Annotated in this window: 21 protein-coding genes; 12 read left to right on the plus strand and 9 right to left on the minus strand. The window is 70.9% G+C overall.

Annotated elements, in window-relative coordinates:
* The first annotated feature begins 131 nt into the window (after window positions 1-131).
* Window positions 132-1,313 (plus strand): serine hydrolase domain-containing protein, encoded by a 1,182-nt coding sequence (locus tag ADK67_RS42750; RefSeq protein ID WP_082404700.1) that lies wholly within the window; start codon window positions 132-134, stop codon window positions 1,311-1,313.
* Window positions 1,314-1,317: 4 nt separating this feature from the next.
* Window positions 1,318-2,097: a MerR family transcriptional regulator gene (locus tag ADK67_RS42755; RefSeq protein WP_053722327.1), complete on the plus strand. Its 780-nt coding sequence runs from the start codon at window positions 1,318-1,320 to the stop codon at window positions 2,095-2,097.
* Between the two features lie 30 nt (window positions 2,098-2,127).
* Here the strand turns inward: ADK67_RS42755 and ADK67_RS42760 are convergent, their stop codons facing one another.
* Window positions 2,128-3,171, minus strand: a complete 1,044-nt coding sequence (locus ADK67_RS42760) for an NAD(P)-dependent alcohol dehydrogenase (protein WP_053722328.1) — start codon at window positions 3,169-3,171, stop codon at window positions 2,128-2,130.
* Between the two features lie 96 nt (window positions 3,172-3,267).
* Between ADK67_RS42760 and ADK67_RS42765 the strand changes: the two genes are divergently transcribed.
* Window positions 3,268-3,861, plus strand: coding sequence for a TetR family transcriptional regulator (locus ADK67_RS42765; RefSeq protein ID WP_053722329.1), 594 nt, complete (start codon window positions 3,268-3,270; stop codon window positions 3,859-3,861).
* Window positions 3,862-3,894: 33 nt separating this feature from the next.
* Here the strand turns inward: ADK67_RS42765 and ADK67_RS42770 are convergent, their stop codons facing one another.
* Entirely contained in the window at window positions 3,895-6,195 is a 2,301-nt protein-coding gene (locus ADK67_RS42770) for a helix-turn-helix transcriptional regulator (RefSeq protein WP_197289894.1), read from the minus strand.
* Window positions 6,196-6,389: 194 nt separating this feature from the next.
* Here ADK67_RS42770 and ADK67_RS42775 point away from each other — a divergent pair, with 194 nt between their 5' ends.
* Window positions 6,390-9,383, plus strand: coding sequence for a carbohydrate binding domain-containing protein (locus ADK67_RS42775; protein ID WP_053722331.1), 2,994 nt, complete (start codon window positions 6,390-6,392; stop codon window positions 9,381-9,383).
* A 356-nt stretch (window positions 9,384-9,739) separates the two neighbouring features.
* Here the strand turns inward: ADK67_RS42775 and ADK67_RS42785 are convergent, their stop codons facing one another.
* The 3 genes from ADK67_RS42785 to ADK67_RS42795 form a co-directional block, all read right to left on the minus strand.
* Window positions 9,740-10,702: a winged helix DNA-binding domain-containing protein gene (locus ADK67_RS42785; protein ID WP_053722333.1), complete on the minus strand. Its 963-nt coding sequence runs from the start codon at window positions 10,700-10,702 to the stop codon at window positions 9,740-9,742.
* Complete coding sequence (locus tag ADK67_RS42790; RefSeq protein WP_053722334.1) at window positions 10,699-11,724, minus strand: LacI family DNA-binding transcriptional regulator; 1,026 nt, start codon at window positions 11,722-11,724, stop codon at window positions 10,699-10,701. Before ADK67_RS42790 ends, ADK67_RS42785 begins: the two co-directional genes overlap by 4 nt.
* A gap of 76 nt (window positions 11,725-11,800) precedes the next feature.
* Complete coding sequence (locus ADK67_RS42795) at window positions 11,801-12,646, minus strand: carbohydrate kinase family protein (protein ID WP_053722374.1); 846 nt, start codon at window positions 12,644-12,646, stop codon at window positions 11,801-11,803.
* A 224-nt stretch (window positions 12,647-12,870) separates the two neighbouring features.
* Here ADK67_RS42795 and ADK67_RS42800 point away from each other — a divergent pair, with 224 nt between their 5' ends.
* Window positions 12,871-14,178, plus strand: coding sequence for a hypothetical protein (locus ADK67_RS42800; RefSeq protein WP_157621558.1), 1,308 nt, complete (start codon window positions 12,871-12,873; stop codon window positions 14,176-14,178).
* Window positions 14,179-14,229: 51 nt separating this feature from the next.
* On the opposite strand, the gene ADK67_RS42805 is transcribed toward ADK67_RS42800, so the two are convergent.
* A complete protein-coding gene (locus ADK67_RS42805; protein WP_063797918.1) occupies window positions 14,230-15,447 on the minus strand; it encodes a cytochrome P450 in 1,218 nt (405 codons plus the stop codon).
* Window positions 15,448-15,639: 192 nt separating this feature from the next.
* The gene (locus ADK67_RS42810) at window positions 15,640-17,028 is read right to left on the minus strand and encodes a KamA family radical SAM protein (protein WP_053722337.1); all 1,389 of its coding nucleotides are present in this window, start codon (window positions 17,026-17,028) and stop codon (window positions 15,640-15,642) included.
* Between the two features lie 109 nt (window positions 17,029-17,137).
* Between ADK67_RS42810 and ADK67_RS42815 the strand changes: the two genes are divergently transcribed.
* The 4 genes from ADK67_RS42815 (at window position 17,138) to ADK67_RS54945 (ending at window position 20,865) form a co-directional block, all read left to right on the plus strand.
* A complete protein-coding gene (locus tag ADK67_RS42815) occupies window positions 17,138-17,653 on the plus strand; it encodes an FxsA family protein (RefSeq protein WP_053722338.1) in 516 nt (171 codons plus the stop codon).
* Window positions 17,654-17,743: 90 nt separating this feature from the next.
* The gene (locus ADK67_RS42820; RefSeq protein WP_053722339.1) at window positions 17,744-18,289 is read left to right on the plus strand and encodes an EF-hand domain-containing protein; all 546 of its coding nucleotides are present in this window, start codon (window positions 17,744-17,746) and stop codon (window positions 18,287-18,289) included.
* Window positions 18,290-18,361: 72 nt separating this feature from the next.
* Window positions 18,362-19,321 (plus strand): TIGR03885 family FMN-dependent LLM class oxidoreductase, encoded by a 960-nt coding sequence (locus ADK67_RS42825; RefSeq protein ID WP_053722340.1) that lies wholly within the window; start codon window positions 18,362-18,364, stop codon window positions 19,319-19,321.
* Complete coding sequence (locus tag ADK67_RS54945; protein ID WP_053722341.1) at window positions 19,318-20,865, plus strand: alpha-amylase family protein; 1,548 nt, start codon at window positions 19,318-19,320, stop codon at window positions 20,863-20,865. The genes ADK67_RS42825 and ADK67_RS54945 overlap by 4 nt, the downstream gene beginning before the upstream one ends.
* Here ADK67_RS54945 and ADK67_RS42835 read toward each other — a convergent pair.
* Both ADK67_RS42835 and ADK67_RS42840 read right to left on the minus strand, forming a co-directional pair.
* The gene (locus ADK67_RS42835; protein WP_053722342.1) at window positions 20,850-21,536 is read right to left on the minus strand and encodes a response regulator; all 687 of its coding nucleotides are present in this window, start codon (window positions 21,534-21,536) and stop codon (window positions 20,850-20,852) included. The two genes, ADK67_RS54945 and ADK67_RS42835, sit on opposite strands and share 16 nt — an antisense overlap.
* Entirely contained in the window at window positions 21,533-23,104 is a 1,572-nt protein-coding gene (locus ADK67_RS42840) for an ATP-binding protein (RefSeq protein WP_053722343.1), read from the minus strand. Before ADK67_RS42840 ends, ADK67_RS42835 begins: the two co-directional genes overlap by 4 nt.
* A 175-nt stretch (window positions 23,105-23,279) precedes the next feature.
* Between ADK67_RS42840 and ADK67_RS42845 the strand changes: the two genes are divergently transcribed.
* From ADK67_RS42845 to ADK67_RS42855, 3 genes are read left to right on the plus strand one after another with little or no spacing between them, the layout of a single operon-like run.
* Complete coding sequence (locus ADK67_RS42845; RefSeq protein WP_053722375.1) at window positions 23,280-24,251, plus strand: Bug family tripartite tricarboxylate transporter substrate binding protein; 972 nt, start codon at window positions 23,280-23,282, stop codon at window positions 24,249-24,251.
* Window positions 24,248-24,784: a tripartite tricarboxylate transporter TctB family protein gene (locus ADK67_RS42850; RefSeq protein WP_053722344.1), complete on the plus strand. Its 537-nt coding sequence runs from the start codon at window positions 24,248-24,250 to the stop codon at window positions 24,782-24,784. The genes ADK67_RS42845 and ADK67_RS42850 overlap by 4 nt, the downstream gene beginning before the upstream one ends.
* Window positions 24,777-26,258, plus strand: coding sequence for a tripartite tricarboxylate transporter permease (locus tag ADK67_RS42855; RefSeq protein ID WP_053722345.1), 1,482 nt, complete (start codon window positions 24,777-24,779; stop codon window positions 26,256-26,258). Before ADK67_RS42850 ends, ADK67_RS42855 begins: the two co-directional genes overlap by 8 nt.
* Window positions 26,259-26,338: the final 80 nt, after the last annotated feature.

The following is a 26,338-nucleotide window of genomic DNA, read 5'->3' on the forward strand; positions in this document are numbered from 1 at the left end:
AGCTCGCTTGGGGGACAAGGCGTTCCGGCCGGGCGCGCCGGTGTGACCTGGATCATGGAGGAGGTTGACCCGGGGTCAGGGTGGACGCTCGTCGCAGCGGCACGACACGCCGACCCGAAGGAGCGACCACCATGCCCGTCACGCAGTCCGGTCAGGACAAGAGCACCCCGCGCAACGCCGCCACTCAGGACGGTCCGACCGCCGCCGGGCACGATCGCCCGGAGTTGCGGAACGCGATGGAGGAGATCGTCGAGTCCGGTTTCCTCGGGGTGTCCGTGCGCGTGCACGACGAGCGGGGCGGCTGGGTCGGCAGCGCCGGGGCCGCCGAGCTGGGCGGCGCCGCGAAGCCTTCGACCGACGGGCACGTCCGGATCGGCAGCAGCACCAAGACCTTCACCGCGACGGTGGTGCTGCGGCTGGTGGCCGAGGGCAGGGTCGGGCTGGACCACCCGGCGGCGGACTACCTGCCCGGGTTCGGGCTGGACGAGCGGATCACGGTGCGGATGCTGTTGCGGCACACCAGCGGGCTGTTCAACTTCAGCGGCGAGGTCCGCGCGGACGGGACGATCGAGCCGGGGATCCCGATCCCGTACGGCACCGCGGGCAACGAGTGGCTGGACGACCGGTTCCGGACCTACCACCCGCGGGAACTGGTCGAGTTGGCGTTGTCCAAGCCGGCGCGGTTCGAGCCGGGTGCGGGCTGGAGCTACTCCAACACCAACTACGTGCTGGCCCGGCTGCTGATCGAGCACGTCACCGGCCGTTCGGCCGCCGAGGAGACGCACCGGCTGATCCTGGGCCCGCTCGGGCTGGCGGACACCGTGCTGCCGGGCGCCTCGCCGGAGATCCCCGAACCGCACGCCCACGCCTACTACCGGCACGGGGACGCCGGCGAACCCAAGACGGTCGACGTCACCCGCCAGAACCCGTCCTGGATCTCCGCCGGCGGCGACATGATCTCGACCACCCGGGACCTCCGCACGTTCCTGTCCGCGCTGCTGGGCGGCGAACTCCTGCCTGCGCCGCTGCTGGCCGAGATGTGCGCGCCGCACCCGACGGGCATCCCCGACATGGACTACGGCCTGGGCGTGTTCGTGCTGAACACGGCCCACGGCACCGTCATCGCCCACCACGGCGCCGCCGTGGGCCACGCGGCGCTGATGTGCGGCACACCGGACGGCAGCAGGATCCTGACCGCCGCGCTGAACTGCGTGGACGACGCCGACCTGTCCATCGCGACCGCGTTCCGGAACGCCCAGCAGCGGCTCGTCGACGAGGTGTTCCGCCGCGGGCAGGCCGGTCGGGCAGGCTGAGCGGATGACGAGCAGGGTCACGATCGGGCAGGCGGCGGCCTTCGTCGGCGTCACGGTGAAGACGGTGCGGCACTACCACAAGCTCGGCTTGGTCGAGGAGCCCGCGCGCGACAGCTCCGGCTACCGGCGGTACGGGTCGGCCGAGCTGCTGCGGCTGGTGCAGGTCCGGACGCTGGCCGCCGCCGGGGTGCCGCTGGCCGGGATCGGGCCCCTGCTCGACGCCGACGCCGCGGTGTTCGCCGCCGCGCTCGCCGACGTCGAGCGGCAGCTCACCGAGCGGATCGAGGAGCTGGCCGCGCGGCGGGACACCGTGCACCGGCTCGCCGACGGGGACCGGGCGCTGCTGCCCGACCGCGCGGTGGCGCTGCTGGAGCGGATGCGCGGCCTCGGGTTCCCCGCGGCGGAGGTGGCGGCCACCAGGGAGGGCTGGGTGCTGGCCAGGGCCCTGGTCCCGGGCGGCTTCGACGACTACCTCACCGATTTCGGGCAGGCCCTCGACGACACCCGGCTCGTCGACCTGACCCGGCGCGCGGCCGAAGCCGCGGCCTGGGACCCCGACGACCCCCGCATCGCCGACCTCGCCACCGCCGTGGCCGACCACTACCTCGCCGACCCCGCGTTGCTGAAGACCGTGATCGGCCTGCGCGCCGGCACCGACGCCGCGACCCGGTACGCGCTGATCGCCCACCACGGCGAAGAGCGGACACCGGCCACGGCACGGCTGACCGCGCTGTTCGAGGCGAAGCTCCGCGCCGCCGGCGTCCACCTCCCCAGACCGGACTAGTGCCGCGACGGCATCTGTGCAGGTGGCGGCCTACGACAGGTCGGACATGTCGAGCACGAAGCGGTAGCGGACGTCGTTGCGCTCGAGGCGGTCGAGGGCTTCGCTCACGCGCGCCGAGGGCACGAGTTCGATGTCGGCGGTGATGTCGTGCCGGGCGCAGAACTCCAGCATGGCGGCGGTTCCGGTGCTGCCGCCGCTGCCCGCGGAGCTGAGCTTCTTGCGCCCGATCAGCAGATCCGTGGTCTCCACGGTGACCGGTCCGAGGTGCCCGACGTGGCTGAGGGTCCCGTCCAGGGCGACCAGCCGCAGGTACGGGGTGACGTCGTGGGGGACGGCGATGGTGTCGATGACGACGTCGAACCGGTCCCGGGCGGTGGTCATCTGTCGCTGGTCCGTGGACAGGATCAGGTCGTGGGCGCCGAGGCGGCGGGCGTCATCGGCCTTGTCGGCCGACCGGCTGATGACGGTGGTGTCGGCACCGAGTGCGACGGCGAACTTGACCGCGAGGTGCCCGAGACCGCCGAGTCCGGCGACCGCGACCCGAGTGCCAGGTCCGACGCCGAGGGCCCGCAGTGGTTCCCAGACGGTGATCCCCGCGCACAGGAGAGGAGCCGCGGCCGCGGGGTCGAGGCCCGCGGGGAGCGAGTAGGCGAAACGGTCGCGAACGACGTACTCGCGGGAGTAACCGCCCAGCGTGACGGTTCCGTCGCGGCGGTCGGCGCCGCCGTAGGTCAGGGTCGGGAACTCGTGGCAGAAGTTCTCCTGCCCCTGTCGGCACATCACGCACACGCCGCAGGAGTCGACGATGTTGCCGACGGCGACCCCGTCGCCGACGGCGAATCGCGTGACCTCACGCCCGACGTCGGTCACCACCCCCGTGAACTCGTGGCCCGGCACCAACGGCGCGTTCGCCGTGCCGGTGCGGGCGTGAACGGCGTGCAGATCGGAATGGCAGACGCCGCAGTAGTCCACCCGCACCGCGACGTCGTCGGCTCGCAGTTCCCGACGGTCGAACGACATCCGCCGCAACGCGATCCCGGCGCCGTCGGCCTGCCAGCCCACTGTGGTCCTCATGCCGACTCCCAAGATAAACAGACTGTTCGGTCTGTTTCAGAGTAGCCGAGGGTCGACGACCTGGCAAACAGACTGGTCTGTTGTTAACCTGCGGGCATGGTCGACAAGCCCCTGACCTCGCGTGGTGCCGCCACGCGGCAGCGCATCGTGGAGGTGGCGACCCGGGAGTTCGCCCAGTACGGGATCGCGGGAGCACGCGTCGAACGGATCGTGGCCGCCGCCCGCACCAACAAGGCCCAGCTCTACGGCTACTTCGGCAACAAGGAAGGACTGTTCGACGCGATCTTCTTCGGCTCCCTGGAACGGATCATGACCGCGGTCCCGATCGACACCGCTGATCTGGCGGACTGGGCTGTCCGCCTGTACGACGAGTACCTCCGTCGCCCCGACCTGATCCGGCTGGCCACCTGGGCGCGCCTGGAACGACGCCCGACCGGTCACCTCGTCGACGACGTCAACCGCCTCGACGAGGCCAAACTGCGCGCCATCGCCGACGCGCAAACCGCGGGCACCGTCCGGTCCGGCGATCCGTTCGACCTGATGGCCATGGTCATCGCGATGTCCATGGCGTGGTCGCCGGTCAGCAACGTCTACGCGGCCAGTGATCAGGAACCCGCGGAGTCGCACGAGCGACGCCGAACCCTGCTGCGCGACAGCGTTCAGCGGGTCATCGCACCAAGTGCGACATGACCCACTGCGAGTCACGCGAACGCCGTCGCCGGACTAGTCGGCCATGCTCGCGAGCAGGCTGATCAGCTGGTGGCGGCTGGAGATCTCGAGCTTGCGGTAGATCCGGGTCAGGTGGGTGTGCACGGTGGCGGGGGAGATCACCAGCCTGGTGGCGACCTCCGGGTTGGACAGCCCGTCGCCGACCAGCTTGGCCACGTTCCACTCCGCCGGGGTCAGGCCGCCGGGCCTGCGGTCGGGCTCCGGCGTCGGCACCTCGTCGAGCACGACGGCCAGCGCCTGCTCCACGGACTCCGCCGGTCCCGCGTACGCCCGCGCGTACTCGTCCTCGCCGAGCACTGCCTTGGCCCGCGCCACGGCCTGCGCGGTGACCCACGCGAACGGGACCAGGCCGTCCACCCGCACACCGGTCACCCGGTGCAGCCCGTGCGCCAGCCCCAGCATCCGGGCGGCGGCGGAACCGTCGCCCGCCCGCGAGTGCGCCCACCCCAGTGCCTCGATCGACCACAGCGGACCCCACTTGTCGCGGATCTCCCGCTGCACCCGCAGACCTTCCATCAGCACGTCCAGCGCGCCGACCGGGTCGCCCCACCGCGTCTGCACCACACCGCGGCACCAGTGCGCCCAGCTGATGCCCCACAGCGCGCCGAGCCGCTCGCACTCGGCGTAGAACTCCTCCGCCGCCGGCTCGGCCTGCTCGCGGGAACCGAGCAGCACCAGCGACACGGTCAGCATGATGTGCGCGAGGTGGTGGTCGACCGCGAAAGCGGGACCGAGCGCGCCGAACTCCTCGTGCGCCTGCCGCAACAGCTCGACGCCGTCGACCGCGCCCAACGCCAGCACGGCGTACGCGCCGCGCACGAACGTCACCGCGGGCACCGGCCCGCCCACCTCGCGGGCCATGGCGTCGGCCTCGTCCACCCGCCGCGCGACGAGCTCCCGTTCCACGCCCAAACACAGGGCGATCCACGCGTCGAGGGCGATGGCGCTGGCCCGCAACGGGTCCGCGGTCGGCGGTGTGGCGGCCAGCGCGCGGCCCAGCCACAGCCGTTCTTCCGGTAATCGACCGGCGTAGGTGTACCAGCGGGTGCGGGCCAGGTCGACGCTCATCAGCAGCCCGGCGTGCGCGGTGTCGGGGTTGCGGATCAGGTCGTTGAGCACCACGCGGTGGTTGGCCATGTCCGCGTCGACGGCCGCGAGCAGCGCGGCCTCGTTGTGCCCGGCGAACGACTCGGCCAGCCGGGCGGCCTCGCGCCGGAAGTAGTCCTGGTGCCGCTGCCGCACGGCGTCGACCTCGCCGGCGGCCCGCAACTGGGCCGCGCCGTGCTGGCGGATGGGTTCGAGCAGGTGGTAGCGGCTGCGGTCGGCGGACGGCAGCGCGATCGACTTGTCCAGCAGCCCGGCCAGGGCGTCGGCGACGTCGTCGGCGGCCAGCCCGTCGCCCGCGCACACGTCCTCCGCCGCGGTCAGGCTGAACCCGCCCTCGAACACCGACAACCGCGCCCACAGCAGGCGTTCGGCGGGCGTGCAGTGCGCGTGGCTCCAGTCGATGAGCGCGGCCATGGTCTGGTGGTGCTCGACCGCGGTGGTGTCGTTGGCGGTGAGCACGCGCATGACGTCGTCGAGCCGGTCGGCCAGCAACGACACCGGCATGGACCGCATCCGCACCACGGCCTGCTCGATCGCCAGCGGGATGCCCGACACGCGGCGCAGCACGCGCACCACGTGCGGCCAGTTCTCCGGCGTCACCCGCCAGCCCGGCACGCTCGCCTCGGCCCGGTCCACCAGCAGCGCCACGGACTCGTAATCGAGGTCCATCGGCGCGTCCTCGGCGGGCACGTCCAGCGGCGGCACCATGACCAGCACCTCGCCGGGCACGCGCAGCCGGGCCCGGCTGGTGGCCAGGACCCGCACGCCGGGCGCGGCGGCGAGCACCGCGCGCACCAGCCGCGCGACCGGCTCGACCAGGTGCTCGCAGTTGTCCAGCACCAGCAGCACCTGCCGCGGCCGCAGGTAGTCGACCAACGTCTCCAACGGCGTCGTCGTCGCCTGGTCCGGCACGCCGACGGCGCTCAACACCACCTGTGCCAACAACTCCGGGTCGCCGCCGCGCGCGGACGCCAGCTCGACCACCCGCACGCCGTCGTCGTACGCGCGGTGCACCTGCGCCGCCAGTTCCAGCGCCAGCCGGGTCTTGCCGCCGCCGCCCACCCCGGTGAGCGTGATGAGCTGCGCGACGCCTATCCGCCGGCGCAGCTCGGCCAGCAGATCCTTGCGGCCGACGAACGAACTCAGCGCCCGCGGCACCGCACCGCCTCCCGCTGCCCGCTCGGTCATCCGGACACCGTACGACATCGGGATGTGCGCGTGTCGTGAGATCGACAAAGCGACGCCCGGACGAACCAGTGTGCAAAGTCTTGCAAAGATCACTCCACGTTCCTGCTCGTCACACCGTTTACACCTGCGTTGAGCCAGGGCTAGCCTGCAAACAATTGCACCACCTTGCGCAACGAAGCGTGACGGGAGCAGTGATGCGAGCGAGATCGCGACGACTGACCGCCTTACTCCTGGCCCTCGGCCTGATCGGGTCGGTGTGGACCGCGCCGGGCGGCTCCGCCGAGAACGGGACGCCGACGCCGGCCGCCTCCGCGGCGGCGAACAGCACTACGGTCTTCTACCGCCTGCCTTCGGGGTGGCCGGTCGCCAACGTGCACTACCAACCGCGCAACGGCCCGTGGACCGCCGTGCCGGGCGAACGGATGGAACCCGCGGCGTGCGCGGGCTGGGTGCGCCGGACCGTGCCGCTGGGCGACGCCACCGGCCTGGTCGCGGTGTTCAACAACGGCACGGGCACGTGGGACAACAACAACGGGCGGAACTACAGCCTCGGCACGGGTGACGTCACCGTCGCGGCGGGCGTGGTCGGCGTCGGCGACTCGTGCGGGACCGAGCCCGACCCGGATCCCGGCCCGACGAACCACGCGGAGGTCTACTACTCCACCAAGACCCGGAACTGGACCGCGACCCGGATCCACTACCAGCCGACCGGAGGCACGTGGACCGCCGTGCCGGGCGTGCCCATGGAACAGGTGTGCCCGGACTGGGCACGCGCGTCGGTCGACCTCGGTCAGGCCACCGGCCTCAAGGCCGCGTTCAACAACGGCTCCGGCCAGTGGGACAACAACAACGGCGCCGACTACGCGTTGCCGACCGGGCGCAGCACCGTGAAGGACGGCGTGGTCACGCCGGACGCGACCGATCCCTGCGGACCCCCTGCCCCGCAGGACACCGTCGCGCCGAGCGTGCCGACCGGCCTGCGGGCCACCGCGTCCGCGCTCACCGTCTCGTTGGCGTGGACGGCGTCCACCGACAACGTCGCGGTCGCGGGCTACGAGATCACCCGCACGGGCGGCGCGCTGGGCACGGTCGTGCGCAACACCGGCGCGGTGGGCTTCGTCGACGGCCCGCTCACCGCGAACACGACCTACACCTACGCGCTCAAGGCCTACGACGCGGCGGGCAACAAGTCCGCGTCCACCGCGTCCGTCGCGGTGACCACGGGCGACGCCCCGCCCGCGCCGCCGGGCGGCACACCACTGGGCGGCGACCCGCGCGAGGACTCCGTCTACTTCGTGATGACCGCCCGCTTCAACGACGGCGTCCCGGCCAACAACCGGGGCGGCAGCCAGCACGTGCGCTCCGGCAACGCGGCCAACGACGACCCGATGTTCCGCGGCGACTTCCAGGGCCTGGTCGACAAGCTCGACTACATCAAGGGCCTCGGCTTCTCCGCGGTCTGGATCACCCCGGTCGTGCTCAACCGCTCGGACTACGACTTCCACGGCTACCACGGCTGGGACTTCCACCGCGTCGACCCGCGCCTCGAAACGCCGGGCGCGACCTACCAGGACCTGATCAACGAGGCGCACGCCAAGGGCCTCAAGATCTACCAGGACGTGGTCTACAACCACAGCTCGCGCTGGGGCGCCAAGGGCCTGTTCCAGGCGAAGGTGTTCGGCGTCCGGGACAACCAGTGGTCCTGGTACTACGACCAGCCGGTGCAGGGCTTCGAGTACGACGGCCTGACCATCGACCCGACCACCGGCAAGTCGTACTACAACGGAGACCTGTGGTCGACCACGGAGCCGGCCGGGAACACGTGCGTCGACTGGGGCAGGCCGACCCAGCACAGCAGCCCCGAGGGCTACCGGATCTACAGCTGCCAGTGGCCCAGCCCCACCTCCGGCATGTTCCCCGCCCAGCTCTACCACCGCTGCTGGATCGGCAACTGGGAGGGCGAGGACTCCCGGTCCTGCTGGCTGCACGAGGACCTGGCCGACTTCAACACCGAGAACCCGATCGTGCAGCGGTACCTGATCGACGCCTACAACCGGTTCATCGACATGGGCGTGGACGGGTTCCGGGTGGACACCGCCGTGCACATCCCGCGCGTGACGTGGAACCGCCGGTTCCTGCCCGCGATCCAGCAGCACACCACCGCGAAGTTCGGGGAGAAGGGCCGGGATTTCTTCGTCTTCGGCGAGGTCGCCGCGTTCGTCAACGACAAGTGGAACCGCGGCTCGGTCAACCACTCGGCGCAGTTCTTCACCTGGAAGGAGCGCCGCGAGTACAGCGCCGACGACGCCACCGCGTCGATCGAGCAGTACGACCACGAGCAGGCCCAGGGCACCGGCGGGCAGCCGACGAGCCGCAACGCGTTCCTCGACGGCAACGCCTACCACGCGCCGGACCACTCGAAGTCCTCCGGCATGAACATCATCGACATGCGGATGCACATGAACTTCGGCGACGCGAACAACGCGTTCTGGAACGCGAAGGACTCCGACGACTCCACCAACGACGCCACCTACAACGTGACGTACGTGGACTCGCACGACTTCGGGCCCAACAAGTCCGGCGTGCGGTACGCGGGCGGCACGGGCGCGTGGGCGGAGAACATGAGCCTGATGTGGACGTTCCGGGGCATCCCGACGCTCTACTACGGCTCGGAGATCGAGTTCCAGGCGGGCAAGCCGATCGACTGCGGCCCCACGTGCCCGCTGGCGACGACCGGTCGGGCGTACTTCGGGGACCACCTCGCGGGCCAGGTCACGGCGTCGGACTACGGCGTCGTGTCGTCGGCGTCCGGCCAGGTCGCGACCACGTTGCAGAAACCGCTGGTCAAGCACGTGCAGCGGCTCAACCAGATCCGTCGTGCGGTGCCCGCGCTGCAGAAGGGGCAGTACTCGACGGAGGGCGTGTCCGGCGGGATGGCGTTCAAGCGCCGCTACACGTCCGGCCCGGTGGACAGCTTCGCGCTGGTCGCGATCTCCGGTTCGGCGACGTTCACCGGTGTGCCCGACGGGACGTACCGCGACGCGGTCACCGGTGACACGAAGACCGTCACCGGCGGCAGCCTCACCGCGCACCCCGGCGGCCAGGGCAACGCGCGGGTCTACGTGCTGGACCTGCCGGGCAACCCGGCGCCGGGCAAGGTCGGCGCGGACGGCCCGTACCTGAGGTGACTTCCGGCGGGCGGGCGTGCTCTCTCCCACCGCCCGCCCGCCGGATCCCACACCTTCGGGTGACGTTGTGACACGCGGGCCGCTGTCGGTGCGATCTCAAGGGCACGGGACCTCACGACAGGCGGTGGTGTCCGAGCCGCCGGAAGGGCCGACCATGGGCACGACGAGAGCGGAACGCCGTCGCCGGGTCCGGGCGTTCGCGGCGTCGGGCGCCCCGGCGGCCACGGGCGTCGTGATCAACTTCGCCACGGAGTGGAAGACCGACCTCGTCGCGTGGTGCGCGGTGCTGGTCCTGACCGCCGGGTCCGGTGTGCTCGCGCTCGTCCTGTGCGACCCCGCCGCCCACCCGGTGACGGTCACCCCCAGGCCAGGACGGACTCCACCTCGAGGTCGAGCTCGGACACCGGGACGTGGCCGAACTGCTCCACCACGACCCGCCCGTCCCGGCGACGCCACGTGCCGCGCACCTGACCGTCCACGACGACGTGCGGACCTGCCGCCCGCACCTGGGGCGCGTGACGCGGATCGAGCAGCAGCGTGCGATCGGCGTAGCCGAGCAGGAACGTGTCGAACGGACCGAGGAGGCGGACCGTGCCGTCCAGGTCAGCCGCGTCCACGGCGGGCAGCTGCCAGCCGTGCTTGCCCTCCACCAGGTCGTCGAACGGGAACGCGGCGCGCACCTCGACCTCCGGCAGCCCGCTCCACGCGGTGAAGTCCTCGACCGTCGCGGGGCCGTGGGCGCGCAGGTAGCGGCGGACCAGCTCGGCGACGCCGCGCGGCTCGTCGTCGGCGCGGGGGAGCAGCCGGTAGGTCGACTCGCCCGCGCAGACCACGCCCTTGTTGGCGGCGTAGGCCAGCAGGTAGGCGGGCGCGGGGGTGGCCGGGTCGAGCGCCACGCCCACGTCGGCGAGCCGGGCGACGACCTGCGGCTTGCCCAGCGGTTCGGTCAGCACTTCCCGCAGCGCGGCCAACGCCCGCGCGCACACGTCGTCGGTGAGGCCCAGCTCCAGCCGGCGACGCCGTGACCGGGCGACGTTCACCGGGCCGAGCAGCGCCACCAGCCAGCCGACGTCCTCCCGGCGCAGCAGGTGCACCGCGCCGCGCATCGCGCACGTCCGCACGACGTCGCCGGCCTCCAACGCGGCACGCAGGTCGGCGGGGGAGACGCCGGTGGTGCGGGCCCGCACGGCCAGGCCGGCGGCGGCGGTGTCCTGCGCCTGCACGGCCAGCACGTCGTGCAGCAGCTCGGGCAGCGAGCGGGCCGGGGTCGACAGGCGTTGCGCCCGCATGCGCAACGCCCTCGCCCGCACGGCGGTCACTTCGGCCCCGCGCCCGTCGACCCGCGCACCACGAGCTCGGGCAGGAACACGAACTCGGCGTGGGGAGCGGGCGTGCCGCCGATCTCCTCCAGCAACGCGTTGACCGCGGCCTGGCCCATCGCCTCGACGGGCTGGCGCAGCGTGGTCAGCGGCGGATCGGCGAACACGATCAGCGGCGAGTCGTCGAACCCGACCACGGACACGTCCTGCGGCACGCTCAGCCCACGTTGCCGGGCCGCCCGGATCGCGCCGAACGCCATCAGGTCGCTGCCGCAGACGATCGCCGTGCACCCCTTGTCGAGCAGCGCGGTCGCCGCGGACTGCCCGCCCTCGACGGTGAACAGCGAGTGCTGCACCAGCGACTCGGCCTGCTCGGCGGTGTAGGGGAGGGCGGTGCGCATGTGCTGCACGAAACCCTCGATCTTGCGCAGCACCGGCACGAACCGGCGCGGGCCGACGGCCAGGCCGATGCGCTCGTGCCCCAGCTCGACCAGGTGTGACACCGCCAGCCGCATGGCCGCGCGGTCGTCGGTCGACATGAACGGCGCGGAGATCTTCTCCGTGTAGCCGTTGATCATGACGAACGGGATGCCGCGCCCGGCGAGCTTGGTGTAGCGGCCCATGTCGGCGGTGGAGTCGGCGTGCAGGCCGGAGACGAACACGATCCCGGCCACGCCCCGGTCCACCAGCATCTCGGTGAGCTGGTCCTCGGTCGACCCGCCCGGCGTCTGCGTGCACAGCAGCGGCGTGTAGCCCGCGCTGGTCAGCACCTGTTCCACGACCTGCGCGAGCGCGGGGAAGATCGGGTTGCCCAGCTCGGGCGTGATCAGGCCGATGAGCCCGGCGCTGCGCTGCCGCAGGCGGGGTGGTCGTTCGTAGCCGAGCAGGTCCATCGCGGCCACCACCGCCTGGCGGGTGGCCGTCGACACGCCGGACTTGCCGTTGAAGACCCGGCTGACGGTCGCCTCGCTGACCCCGGCCTGCGCGGCGATGTCGCTCAACCGGGCGGTCACGCCGTCCATGTGGATCCTTTCCGTCGCGGCGACACGCGCACCCGAAGGAAAGTCCTTGCAAAGCCTTTCAGCAAGTCCTTGACGGTCACAGTTCGGGCGCCAACCCCGCTGAACCGAGGCAGAGGGCGGCCTGGCGGGCGCCGGCGGCCATCGCCGAGTCGACTTCGTCGCCCGCGAGGTGGGCGACGAGGAAGCCGGAGAAGAAGGCGTCGCCGGCGCCGTTGGTGTCCACGATCTCCTCGACGGGCACGGCGGGCACGTGGTGGACGGCGCCGTCCACCACCGCCACCGCGCCGTCGGCGCCGAGCGTGGCGACCGCGGGCTTGTCGAGCGACTTGAGGAAGACGAGCAGCGCGTCGCGGTCGGCGAAGGCGTCGTCGTTGAGGAACACGTGGTCGGCCGCGTCGAGGAAGTCGCGGTGGAACTCCGCGACCCCGTCGTAGTCGTGCAGGTCGCACCACACCGGCACGCCGGCCGCACGTGCGGCGGACAGCAGGGGGCGGGCGTGGTCGGCGAGGTCGATCACCGCGGCGTCGGCCGACGCCAGCGCGGCGAGCGCCCGGTCGTCGTGCTGGGCCTGGCGCAGCCGGGGGAGTTCGAGGTAGATCGACACCCGCCCGCCGTGCGGGTCCATGAGGTTGAGGTGCTGCTCGGTGGCGGTGTCGACCACCTCGGCGATCACGTCGACCCCGGCCCGGTCGAGCACGTCGAGCACCGACCGCCCGGCCTCGTCGTCGCCCACGACGGTCCGCAGCGTGACGTCCGCGCCGAGCGAGGCGAGGTTCAGCGCCTTGCCGGCCGACGTGCCGCCGACCGCCACGCGGTGGCCGGTGGCGAACACGGTGTGCGGCCTGGCCTGCGGCAACCGGTCCAGCGACACCAGTCGGTTCCACGACACCGGCCCTGCCACGAACACCTTCGGCTTGTGCATGCGGGCCATTGTGAGCGGTGATCAACAAACGGGCCAACGGTGGACGGTCACAGCTGCAAGTTCTGTCATGGCCATCTCTATAGCTTCAGTGTTGCCTGAAAATAAGGAGCGATGCTCACGTGTGTCGCGATATAAGGAGCGTTGATCGACTCGGATCACCAACCGACAACTCCAAGAGAGGTTGCCGCATGCCACGAACCAGCAGATTACGGAGACGGGGACTCGTGCCGGTCGCCACTGGCGTCACCACGCTGGGCGCGCTCGTGCTGATCGCCCCTCCGGCCAACGCCGCCGACACCGACGTGCCCTGCGACGCGTCCGCGTTGGTGGCCGCAGTCGCCGCGGCCAACGCGTCGAGCGTCCCGGACGTCTTGTCCCTCGCGCCGAACTGCGTCTACCGGCTGACCGCGCCGGCCGTGCCCGGGGGCGAGGACGGGCTGCCTGCCATCGCCGGAACGCTCACCGTCCACGGCAACGGCGCGACGATCGCCCGGGCCGCGGACGCGCCGCGGTTCCGGCTCATCTCGAACTGGGGCGACCTGAGCCTCGACCACGTGACGCTCACCGGTGGCCACGCCCCGGACGCGGTCGGCACTGACTCCTACGGGGAGGGGAACCAGGGCGACTCGGGCGGCGCGATCCAGAACTGGGGGCCGCTGACCATCAGCGACAGCGTGCTCACCGGCAACGCCGCCGGCGCGGGTGCTCCCGGCGCGGACGCCACCACGACCACGAGCGCGGGTCGCGGCGGGCTCGGCGGTTCCGGCGGCGCGATCTCGTCCTACAGCTCGAGCTCGGTGCCGCTCACCATCACCGACAGCACGATCAGCGGCAACGTCAGCGGCCCCGGTGGCCGGGGCGGTGACGGCATCGGCGCGACGGCGGGTGCCCGGGGCGGCTCGGGCGGGTTCGGCGGTGGCGTGCACACCGTCGGCGGCACCGCGCTGCGGATCAGCGGCGGCCTCGTCACCGGGAACGCCGCGGCCGACGGTGGCGCGGGCGGTTCGGGTGGCGTCGACGGCGGCGGGGGAGGGGACGGCGGCAGTGGTGGCACCGGCGGCGGCGTGGACGTGGGTGGTCGGGAGGGCCAGTCGCTGAGCCCGGCCGTCATCGGTGTGAGGATCACGGCCAACCGGGCGGGCCGGGGTGGTGACGCCGGCGCCGCCGGGCCCGGCGGTTACGCCGGTTGGGCCGGTTTCGGCGGCGGCGGTGGTGGGATCGCGGTGTACCGCGAGACCCTCACCCTCGACGGCGGCCGGGTCACCGCCAACACCGCGGGCGAGGCGGGAGCGGGTTCGTCCCCGTGGCCGGGCTCCGGCGGCGGCATCGACACCCTGTACGCGGGCGTCACGCTGGTCAACGGCGCCGTGGTGACCGGCAACCGGCCGGACAACTGCAGCTCTGTGGCCGACGTGCCCGGCTGCGGCCGCAACACCCCGGTCGCCGTCCGGGCGGAGTCCGCTGCGGACCAGGGCCTCCAGGTCGAAGCCCGCACGCTCGCGGCACGGGCCGCGTCGGCGACGGTGCGGTAGTCCGTCCCGTGCCCGGCCGCGGTGGCGGTCGGGCACGGGGCCGTCACCGCCTCAGAACTCGACGTTCAACGAGTGCAGCCGGTGTCCGAGCGGCGGGACGGGGGAGCGGTCGAGCGCGTCGTAGGCCGGGCGGAGGTCGGGGAAACGGCCGAGGAGGGCGCGGAAGCACTCGTCGGCCTCGGTCCGGGCGAGGGCCGCGCCGAGGCAGTAGAACGCGCCGAGCCCGAACGCGGTGTGCCGGTTGGGTCGGCGGGTGATGTCGAACCGGTCCGGGTCGGCGAACACCTCGGGGTCGCGGTTGCCGGCCATCATCGCCAGGTAGAACCGCTTGCCCGCGGGCAGGTCGAGGCCGCCGACCTCGACGGGGGCGGTGCTCTCGCGGACGATCAGCGACGCCGGGCCGTCGCAGCGCAGCATCTCCTCGACCGCGGCGGGGGTGAGGTCCGGGTCGGCCTTGAGCCGGGCCAGCTCGTCGGGGTTCTCGAGCAGCAGCACGAGGCCGTTGGCGATGAGCCCGGCGGTGGTCTCGTGGCCCGCGAACAGCAGCAGCACGCAGTTGGCCACGATCTCGTCCTCGGTGACCTGGCCTTCGCGCTCGGCGGCGACGAACATGCTGATCAGGTCTTCGCGCGGGTCGGCGCGGCGTTGGCGGACGAGGCCGCGGACGTAGTCCTCCATCTCCAGCACGCTGCGCTGGGACTGGCGCAGCCGTTCGAAGTCGGCGAGCTGGAAGATCGCCACGATGTCGCGCGACCACGCCTGGAGCTGCTCGCGTTCGGAGGTGGGCATGCCCAGCATCTCGGCGATCACGTTGGCGGGCAACGGGTACGCGAGGTCGGCGACGACGTCCATCCGGCCGCGGTCCGCCACGGCGTCGAGCAGTTCCGCGGTGAGCTCGCGGATCCGGGGGCGTAACCCGTTGACGGTGGCGGGGGTGAAGTAGCGCTTGAGCAGCTGCTGGAACCGGACGTGGTCGGCTTCGACGGTGTGCCCCATCCACAGGTGCATGGAGTCGCGCAGGGGGAGCAGCTCGTCCTGCTGCGCCTGGGTGAACGTGGCGAGGCCCTGGGCCATGTTGGCGGGGGAGAAGCGGCGGTCCTTGAGGGTGGCCACGATGTCGGCGTGCCGGGTGAGGAGGTAGGCGTCGAGCTGGGGGAGGTGGCTGACCGGGCTCTCGGCGCGGATGCGGTGCAGCAGCGGCATCGGGTCCGCCATCGCCTCGGGTGTGAACAGGTCGTAGGACTGGACGGCAACGGCTGAATCGCTCATGGCGGCCAGTCTGTCCCGCCTTCGCGCCACGATCAGCGGCTGATCGGCGTAGTCGAGCACTCTTCGCAACTCGATTATCTCGATAGCTTCAGTGTCGACCAAAATTAACCCCAACCCCCGGCGCACGCTGACACCAAAACCAAAAACCAGCACGGAAGCCCAGGAGGTCGGCCCAGGGCTTCCGTGGTGGGGCTACGCCTGCTCGGACCACCAGCGGCGGCCGGTTTCGGGGAGGGTGGAGATCGGGTCGTAGTACGGGTACCGGCGGTCGAGTGCCTCGGGGTCGTCGAGTTCGATGCCGGTGCGGTAGTTCTTGGTCCAGTAGGAGATGCCGAGTTCGCGGTCGTACTCGTGGAGTTGGTGGACCCAGCGCTTGCCGACGTAGGGCACGTCGCAGACGATACGCGGGGTGGCGTAGCCGGGCAGGTAGCCCATGATCGCGTGCTGGAGCTCCTGCGCTTCCCAGACGGCGACGCGCCAGTGCTCGGCGTTGGGGATCATGTCGCACATGTAGAAGTAGTACGGCAGGATGTTCGCTTCGCCCTGGAGCGCGAAGCAGAGGTCGAGCAGGTCGTCGGGGGTGGCGTTGACGCCCTTCATGAGCACGCCTTGGTTGCGGACGTCGCGGACGCCGACTTCGAGGGCGGTGCGGGCGGCTTCGGCGACGAGCGGTGTCACGGACTGCACGTGGTTGACGTGGGTGTGGATGGCGAGGTTGACGCCGCGGCGGCCGGCGGTGCGGGCGACGCGTTCGAGGCCTTCGACGACTTTGGGTTGGAGCCAGTGCTGGGGTAGTCCGGCGAGGGCTTTGGTGGCGAGGCGGACGTCGCGGACGGTGTCGATGTCGAGCAGTCGCATGAGGAACGACTCGAGTTGGGGCCAGGGGACGTTGGCGACGTCGCCGCCGGAGACGACGACGTCGCGGACGCCGGGTGTGCGCTTGAGGTAGTCGATCATCTGGTCTTGGCGGTCGACGGGTTTGAGCGCGAGTTTGAGCTTCTGGACCTGGGGGGTGGAGTTGCCGACGAGGTCCATGCGGGTGCAGTGGCCGCAGTACTGGGGGCAGGTGGAGACGAGTTCGGCGAGGACTTTGGTGGGGTAGCGGTGGGTGAGGCCTTCGACGACCCACATCTCGGCTTCGTGGAGGGAGTCGCGGGCGGAGTGGGGGTGGCTGGGCCAGTCCGGGTCGCGGTCTGATCGGACGGGGATCATGTAGCGGCGGATGGGGTCGGCGAGGAAGGCTTCGGTGAACGCCTCGGGGTCGAGTGGGGCGTTGGGTGCCATGGTGTTGAGCATCTGGGGTGGCACGAGCATGGACATGGTGGCGGAGTGCTGCTGGTCGGCGGCCAGTTCGTCGTAGAACCGGTCGGTGAGCAGGTCGCCGGCGAGGGTGCGGAGCTGTTTGGGGTTCTTGACGCAGTTGGCGCGTTGCCACTGGGCGTCGCGCCATTGGGTGTCGGTGATGTCGCGCCAGCCGGGGAAGCGGCGCCAGTCGGGTTCGACCAGCTCTTGGCGCGCGTAGGTGTAGGGCTGGAGGTCGGCCCTGTGCTGCGTGGGGGTGACCTCGTGCAGCGCGGTCATTCATGCTCCCTGTCGGTCGTGTGGCGTGGAAGATATGCTGCCAGATGACCCGTTGGCCGTAAATATTACGGCAGGGAGCGTTTCGGGGTGCTCGTGCGTTGGGCTTGGTATGCGTGTGTTCGCGGTACTGCTGGTGGGTCTGGCTGTGGAGGTCACCGCTCTGGTGGCGGCGTTCGGGGCGTGGGGTCTGTTGCCGACCCTGGGTCTGCTGGTGCTGGGCGGGGTGGTGGGTTCGGTGTTGATGCGTCGTGAGGGCGCGCGGACGATGGCGGCGTTCTCGGAGGCGTTGCGGACGCGTCGTGCGCCGCATCAGGAGATCGCGGACGGTGTGCTGATCGCGGCGGCGGCGTTCTTGATCATCGTGCCGGGGTTCGTGAGCGACGTGGTGGGGTTGTTCCTGCTGTTCCCGCCGACGCGGCGGTTGATGAGCAGGCGGATCGCGCGGCGTGCGGAGGAGCGGGAGCGGGCGATGGCGTTGAACTTGCGGTACGGGCAGCACCCGATGGCGGGTGGTGTGGTGGTGGACGGCGCTGTGGTGGATGGCGCGGTGGTCGACGGTGATGTGGTGGATGTGCGTCCGGAGTCGCGGTCGGAGTCGCCGTCGAATCGGCCGGAGTTGACCTGATCGGGTGTGGTGGGTGGTTTCGCGCTGCCGGGGTGGTCCGACCGTTCCTAGGCTTCGCCCCCTGGGTTGTTCCTAGGGAGAGGTGTGGTCGTGTCGGGTGATCTGCGGATGGACAACGTCGATCGGGCTTTCGCGGTTTTCGACGTGGACGGTGACGGCGAGATCAGCTGGGAGGACTTCTCGGCGGCGGCTCGGGGTGTGGGTCGGGAGTTCGGTTTGGGGGTGGAGTCGTCCGAGGTCAGGAACCTGGTGGCGGCGTATCGGGAGTTGTGGGAGTACATCGTCGGGGCGGATCTGGATGCGGATGGCGTGGTGAGCCGGGGTGAGTTCCGGGACGCGCACGAGGCGGGTCGGTTGTCGACGGGTGGGTTGTTGGAGAAGTGGTTGGTGGTGTCGGGTCGGAATTTCGAGGTGGCGGATCGTGATGGTGACGGTCGGTTGGACGGGAGTGAGTTCGCGGGGATCTACCGGGGGAACGGGGTGACGGATCCGCAGGTGGCGGCGATCGCGTTCGCGGGGATGGACGTGGATGGTGACGAGCGGCTGGATCGGGAGGAGTTCCAGACGCACGTGCGTGGTTTTTTCACGGCGACGGACGGGTCGGTGAAGGGCTCGCGGATGCTCAGCGGGGGCTGAGCCCGGCCTGAGGCGGGGCTTGAGCGGTTGGTCGTGGTGTCGTCGGGGGGTGGCCTGGGTACGTGAGACGGCATGACCGTCATCGGTGTGCACGCGTCTCACGAGCAGGTCCACCCGTCGGCGTTGTTGTCGGCGGTGCGGCGGGCGGAGGAGGTGGGGTTCGACGCGGGGATGAGTTCGGACCACTTCTCGCCGTGGAGTGCGCGGCAGGGTCAGAGCGCGTTCGCGTGGTCGTGGTTGGGTGCGGCGCTGGAGGCGACGGGTCTGCCGTTCGGGGTGGTGAACGCGCCTGGTCAGCGGTATCACCCGGCGATCGTGGCGCAGGCGATCGGGACGTTGGGCGCGATGTACCCGGGTCGGTTCTGGGCGGCGTTGGGCAGTGGTGAGGCGAGCAACGAGCACATCACGGGTGGGGGTTGGCCGCGCAAGGAGGTGCGGAACGCGCGGTTGTCGGAGTGCGTGGAGGTGATCCGTGCTCTGTTGGCGGGTGAGGAGGTCAGTCACGACGGTCTGGTGAGGGTGGATCGGGCGCGGTTGTGGACGAGACCGGATGTGCCTCCGTTGTTGGTCGGTGCGGCGGTGAGCGAGGAGACGGCGCGGTGGTGTGCGGGGTGGGCTGATGGGTTGATCACGGTGAACGCGCCGGTGGAGCGGTTGCGGCGGGTGGTGGGGGCGTATCGGGACGCGGGTGGTCGGGGGAAGTTGTGCCTGCAGGTGCATTTGAGTTGGGCGGAGTCCGATGACGAGGCGCGGTCGGTCGCGCACGAGCAGTGGCGGAGCAACGTGTTCGGGCCGCCGGTGTGCTGGGACTTGGAGACGGTGGAGCACTTCGACGTGGTGTCGGAGGACGTGTCGGTGGAGCGGGTGGCGGGGGTGGTGAACGTGTCGTCGGACCTGGGGTGGCACGCGAAGACGATCCGGGGTTATGCCGAGTTGGGGTTCGAGGAGGTGTACCTGCATCACGTGGGGCGTGAGCAGGAGCGGTTCCTGGACGTGTTCGGTGAGCGGGTGTTGCCGGAGGTGCGGTCGTGAAGTTGACCAGGACCGCGGATCTGTGGTGGAAGAACGCCGTCGTGTACTGCTTGGACGTGGAGACGTTCCACGATGCGAACGGTGACGGGCACGGTGATTTCCGGGGGTTGATCGACAAGATCGACCACTTGCACCGGTTGGGTGTGACGTGTTTGTGGTTGATGCCGTTCTTCCCGTCGCCGGATCGGGATGACGGGTACGACATCACGGATTTCTACGGTGTGGATCCGCGGTTGGGGACGTTGGGTGATTTCGTGGAGTTCGTGCGGACGGCGCGTGATCGTGGGATGCGGGTGATCGCGGATCTGGTGGTGAACCACACGTCGGATCGGCATCCGTGGTTCCAGGCGGCGCGTGATCCGGGTAGTCCGTTCCACGACTGGTACGTGTGGGCGGACGAGCCGCCGGCGAACGCGTCGGACGGGGTGGTGTTCCCGGACGAGGAGACGTCGCTGTGGACGTATGACCGGAAGGCGAAGCGGTACTACCTGCACCGGTTCTACCGGCACCAGCCTGATCTGAACGTGGCGAACCCGAAGGTGCGGGACGAGATCGCGCGGGTGATGGGGTTCTGGATGGAGTTGGGGTTGTCGGGGTTCCGGGTGGACGCGGTGCCGTTCTTGTTGGAGGCGCCGATCGAGGCGTTGCCGGATCCGCACGACTACTTGGCGGATCTGCGGGCGTTCCTGTCGCGGCGCAACGGTGAGGCGATCCTGTTGGGTGAGGTGAACCTGCCGTACGCGGAGACGATGGCGTTCTTCGGCGGGTCGGACGGTGTGGGCGACGAGTTGCACATGTGTTTCGACTTCATCGGGATGCAGCAGTTGTACTTGTCGTTGGCGCGTCGGGACGCGAGTCCGTTGACTCATGCGTTGAGGGAGCGTCCGGAGCCGCCGCGGGATTGTCATTGGGCGACGTTCGTGCGCAATCACGACGAGTTGACGTTGGACAAGTTGACGGAGCCGGAGCGGCAGGAGGTGTTCGCGGCGTTCGGTCCGGAGGAGGACATGCAGCTGTACGGGCGGGGGTTGCGGCGGCGGTTGCCGTCGATGTTGGAGGGTGATCCGGACCGGATCAGGATGGTGTACAGCCTGTTGTTCTCGTTGCCGGGGACGCCGGTGTTGTTCTACGGCGAGGAGGTCGGGATGACCGAGGACTTGTCGTTGGAGGGTCGGTTGGCGGTGCGGACGCCGATGTGGTGGGACGCGGTGGACGGGCAGCGGCGTGATTCCGGGTCGCTGTTGGGGTGGGTCCGGTTGCTGGTGGAGCGGTACCGGGAGTGTCCGGAGTTGGCGTGGGGTGCGTTCTCGACGATCGACACGGCGGATCCGGCGGTGTTCGCGCACCGGTGCGAGATCGACGGTGGGACGGTGGTCGCGGTGCACAACTTCGCCGACCGGGACGTCGTGGTCGAGTTGCCGAAGGTCGAGGGTGTGCTGACGGATCTGCTGGTGGACGGCACGGTGGCGCCGGGGGAGGACGGGACGGCGGTGGTGGAGTTGGGTCGGTACGGGTGTCGGTGGTTCCGTCAGGTGAGCCGGTAGCCGTGGGCGGGTCGGTTGGCCATGCCGTAGCGGGGTAGGACTTCGGCTTTGCCGATGGTGACGAGGTGTTCGAGGTAGCGGCGGGCGCTGACGCGGGAGAGTCCGGCGCGGTCGGCGACTTCCTGGGCGGAGAGGTCGTCGTGGGTGGTTTTGAGGGCGTCGACGACGAGTTTGAGGGTGAGGGGTGAGAGGCCTTTGGGGAGGGCGGCCCGGGGTCGGTGTTGGAGGAGTTGGTCGACTTCGTCCTGGTCGAGCCAGGGTCCGAGGCGTTGGACCTCGGTGCGGCGGGCGAGGTATTCGCGCATGCGGTCGAGGAACGCGGTGCGGGTGAAGGGTTTGACGAGGTAGTGGTCGACGCCGCGGGACATGGCCTGGCGGACGGTGTCGCGTTCGCGGGCGGCGGTGACGGCGATGACGTCGACGGGTGGGCCCGGTCGGGTGCGGAGGCGGGCGAGGACTTCGAGTCCGGAGATGTCGGGGAGGTGGATGTCGAGCAGGACGAGGTCGGGGCGGAGGGTGTCGACGGCGCGGAGGGCTTCGCCGCCGCCGTGTGCTTCGCCGACGACGGTGAAGTCGGGGAGGGCGTCGAGGAAGCCGCGGTGGACGGCGGCGACGGCGAAGTCGTCGTCGACGACGAGGGTGCGGACGGGGGTTCGGTCGGTGGTGGTCATCGGGCGGCCTCCGGGAGCCAGACGTCGAAGGAGGCTCCGCCGAGTTCGGAGTCGGTGATGCGGACCTGGCCGCTGCGGCGGGTGACGACTCGGGAGACCAGGGCGAGGCCTATGCCTCGTCCGTGTGCGCCGCGGGGTGCTTTGGTGCTGACGCCGAGGGTGAAGATGCGGTCGCGGTCGGTGTGGTCGACGCCGGGTCCGTCGTCGTCGACGACGACTCGGACGCCGGTGGGGTCGGAGTGGACGAGGACGAGGACGGTGCCGCCGGGGTGGACGGCGTCGACGGCGTTGTCGACGAGGTTGCCGAGGACGGTGAGGGCGTCGTCGCCGGTGCGGGCGTCGACGGTGGTGGCGGGGTCGAGGCGGAGGGCGACGCCGCGTTCGTGGGCGGTGGAGGACTTGGCGAGCAGGAGTGCGGCGAGGGCGGGGTCGGTCATGGCGCCGCCGATGATGTCGGAGGTGGCGGAGCCGGCGCCGCCGACGCGTTCGATGTAGGCGACGGCGTCGTCGCGTCGGTCGAGTTCGACGAGGCCGCTGATGACGTGCAGGTGGTTGGTGAACTCGTGGGCCTGGGCGCGGAGGACTTCGGTGACGGTGCGTTGGCCGTCGAGTTCGCGCAGGGCGTCGTGGAGTTCGGTGCGGTCGCGGAGGGTGAGGACGACGCCGACGGGTCGGCCGTGGGTCTTGGCGGTCATGCGGTTGGCGACGAGGACGCGTTCGCCGGCGAGGACGAGGCGGTCGGCGACGTCGTCGTGGGTGCGGGCGAGGTCGAGGAGGCCGCCGTCCTCGAGGACGGCGGCGGCGGGTTTGCCGGTGGGGTCGTCGGTGAGGCCGAGGAGGCGGAGTGCTTCGTCGTTGACGAGGACGAGGCGTTCGTGGTCGTCGACGGCGACGACGCCTTCGCGGATGCCGTGGAGCATGGCGTCGCGGGTTTCGAGGAGGTGGGCGATCTCGTCGGGTTCGAGGCTGAAGGTGCGGGTGCGGACCATGCGGGTGACGAGGGCGGCGCCGAGGACGCCGACGAGGGCGGCGGCGGCGAGCCAGCCGATGAGTTCGGGGAGGTCTTCGGCGAGGTCGGCGTCGAGTTCGCTTTCGAGGATGCCGACGGAGGCCATGCCGATGATGTCGCCGGCGGGGGAGCGGACGGGGACTTTGGCGCGCAGCGAGGTGCCGAGGGTGCCGGTTTCGGTGCCGACGAAGACGTGGCCGGACAGGGGGCTGCTGGGGTCGGTGGAGACGCGTTCGCCGATGCGGTGGGGGTCGGGGTGGGCGTAGCGGACGCCGTCGCGGTCGGTGACGACGACGTAGGTGACGCCGGAGGCCCGGCGGAGGAGTTCGGCGAGGGGCTGGATGGTGGCGGCGGGGTCGGGGGAGGTGAAGGCGTCGACGACGGTGGGGAGGCGGGCGACGCTTTCGGCGACGGACAGCATGCGGTCCTTGTAGGCCTCGCGGATGCGGTCGCTCTGCATTTTGGCTGCCAGGAGGCCTGCCGCGCAGGTGGTGGCGAGCACGATGACGACCTGCAGGGCGAGCAGGGTGACACCGAGGGGGACCGAACGGCGGCGCATGGCAGAGCATTCTGGCCCAACGGGTGTGAGCGGGGCCACGACCTAAACGACCAATACGGCCCTTACGACCTTTGCGGGGTGGTGCGGGGGGTGGGCTCTTAGCGTTCCGGCGCACCGGAGCGACGGTGCTGCGGTGGCGGCCGTGTTCGGCCGATATTTTCGCGTGGAGGACCCGATGGCAGGACAGCGCACCCGACTTCTCGCGGCCGTGGCGGCCGTGGGCCTGGTGGTCGCGGGGTGTGGGGGCGGCGGCGCGGGGGGCGACGTCGGCCGGTTGGAGATCATGGCCCCGGCGGATCCGGGTGGCGGGTGGGACCAGACGGCGCGGGCGATGCAGGCCGCGATCGACGGCGCGGACCTGGCGGACTCGGTGCAGGTCAGCAACGTGGGCGGTGCGGGCGGCACGGTGGGGTTGCAGAAGCTGGCGAACGAGCGGTCCGAGAGCTACCTGATGGTGACCGGGCTGGTGATGGTCGGCGCGGTGGAGACCAACGGGGCGGACAAGCGGTTGGAGGACACGACGCCGATCGCCCGGTTGACGGCGGAGGACGAGGTGGTGGTCGTGCCCGCCGAGTCGCCGTACCGGACGATCGAGGAGCTGCTGGCCGCGGTGGACGAGAAGGGCAAGGGGGTGACGATCACCGGCGGTTCGGCGGGCGGCACGGACCACATCCTGGCCGGGATGCTGTTGCAGGCGTTGGACATCGACCCGGGCAAGTTGAACTACGTGCCCTACTCCGGCGGCGGTGAGTCGCTGGCGGCGTTGCTGGGCGGGAAGGTCGACGCCGGCATCTCGGGTGTGGGCGAGTACGTGGAGCAGATCAAGGCGGGCAAGCTGCGGGCGTTGGGCACGTCGGGGCCGAAGGAGCACCCGGAGCTGAAGGTGCCGACGTTCAAGAAGCTGGGCACCGGTGTGGAGCTGATCAACTGGCGTGGTGTGGTGGCGCCGGGGTCGATCTCGGTGGCGGCGAAGGACAAGCTGGTGAAGCTGGTCACCGACATGCACGCGAGCCCGCAGTGGCAGGAGGAGCTGAAGAAGAAGGGCTGGACGGACACGTTCCAGACCGGGCACGACTTCTCGACGTTCCTGACGATGGAGATCGGCCGCATCAAGCCGGTGTTGCAGGAGATCGGCCTGGTCTCGTGACGTCGTCCGACGCGACATCCCCCGATCCGGCGCCGCCGGCCCGGTCGGCGAAGGCCGAGGAGTACGTGTTCGGGGCCCTGGTGGCGGCGTTGGGGGTGTTCACCCTGGTGGACGCGACCACGATCGCGACCAGGGGTTCGATGGGCACGGTGGGGCCGCGGGTGTTCCCGTACGCGGTGGGTGCGCTGCTGGTCGTGACGGGGGTGGCGGCGATCGTCGCCACCGCCCGCGGCCGGCTGGGCCCGGCGGAGGACGCCGAGGACGTGGACACGTCGGTGCGCACGGACTGGGTGACGGTGGCGAAGCTGGTCGCGGTGCTGGTGGCGCACCTGGCGCTGATCGACGTGGCGGGCTGGCCGGTGGCCGGGGCCGTGCTGTTCTTCGGCGCGGCGTGGACGTTGGGCGCGGTGTGGTGGAAGGCGCTGGTCGTCGCGGTGGTGCTGGCGCTGGTGGTGCAGGTGCTGTTCGCGGCGGGGTTGGGGCTGTCGCTGCCGGCCGGGGTGTTCGAGGGGGTGCCGTTGCTCGATGGGTAGCCTCACCGCGCTGTTGGAGGGCTTCGCGACGGCCGCGCAGCCCGAGTACCTGCTCTACGCCCTGCTGGGCGTCACGCTCGGCACCGCCGTGGGCGTGCTGCCCGGTATCGGCCCGGCGATGACGGTGGCGTTGCTGCTGCCGTTGACGTACTCGCTGGAACCCACCGCCGCGTTGATCATCTTCGCGGGCATCTACTACGGCGGCATGTACGGCGGGTCGACCACGTCGATCCTGCTCAACACGCCGGGCGAGTCGTCGTCGGTGGTGACGGCGCTGGAGGGCAACCGGATGGCCCGCGCCGGGCGGGGCGCGGCGGCGCTGGCGACGGCGGCGATCGGGTCGTTCGTGGCGGGCACGATCGCGACGATCCTGCTCACCGCGCTGGCGCCGACGATCGCCGACCTGGCGGTGACGCTGGGCCCGGCGGACTACGTGGCGTTGATGGTGGTGGCGTTCACCACGGTCGCGGCGCTGTTGGGCGCGTCGCCGGTGCGCGGGTTGGCGTCGCTGGGCCTCGGGCTGTTCATCGGGCTGGTCGGCACCGACACCCTGACCGGGCAGCAGCGGTTCACGCTCGGCGTGCCGACGCTGTCGGACGGGATCGACGTGGTCGTGGTCGCCGTCGGGGTGTTCGCCGTCGGCGAGGCCCTGTACGTGGCGGCGCGGATGCGGCACGGCCCGGTCGAGGTGGTGCCGGTGGGCGGGAAGTGGATGACCGGCGAGTTCTGGCGGCGGTCGTGGAAGCCGTGGCTGCGCGGCACCGCGATCGGTTTCCCGATCGGCACCATCCCGGCCGGCGGCGCGGACGTGTCGACGTTCCTGTCGTACGCGGCGGAGAAGAAGCTCGCGAAACGCCCGGAGGAGTTCGGGAAGGGCGCGATCGAGGGCGTCGCGGGGCCGGAGGCGGCGAACAACGCCGCGGCGGCCGGTGTGCTGGTGCCGTTGCTGACGTTGGGGTTGCCGACGACGGCGACGGCGGCGGTGATCGTGGCCGGGTTCCAGAGCTACGGCATCCAGCCGGGGCCGCTGCTGTTCACCAACGACTCGGCGCTGGTGTGGGCGCTGATCGCGTCGCTGTACATCGGCAACGTGATGCTGCTGGTGCTGAACCTGCCGTTGGTGAAGATCTGGGTGAAGGTGCTGCAGATCCCGCGGCCCTACCTGTACGCGGGGATCCTGCTGTTCGCCGCGTTGGGCACCTACGCGGTGAACTTCGTGGTCGACGACCTGGTGGTGCTGCTGGTCATCGGCGTGGCCGGGTTCTTCATGCGCCGCCACGGCTACCCGGTGGCGCCGCTGGTGGTGGGGCTCATCCTGGGGCCGATGGCCGAGGAGCAGGTCCGCCGCACCCTGCAGATCAGCGAGGGCGACCCGGCGGCGCTGGTCGCGAGCCCGTTCGCGGCGGTCGCCTACGCGGTGCTGGCCGCCGCGCTGGTCGTCACGGTCGTGCTGCGGGTCCGCCGCCGGGCCTGACCGTCCGTGTCACGTGCCCGGCCGGGGATGCCCCCCGGCCGGGCACGTCCGCGTTCCGGGGCCGTCCGCGTTCCCTGCAC

Origin of the sequence: Saccharothrix sp. NRRL B-16348 (assembly GCF_001280085.1) — a bacterium.
Classification (GTDB): Bacteria; Actinomycetota; Actinomycetes; order Mycobacteriales; family Pseudonocardiaceae; genus Actinosynnema.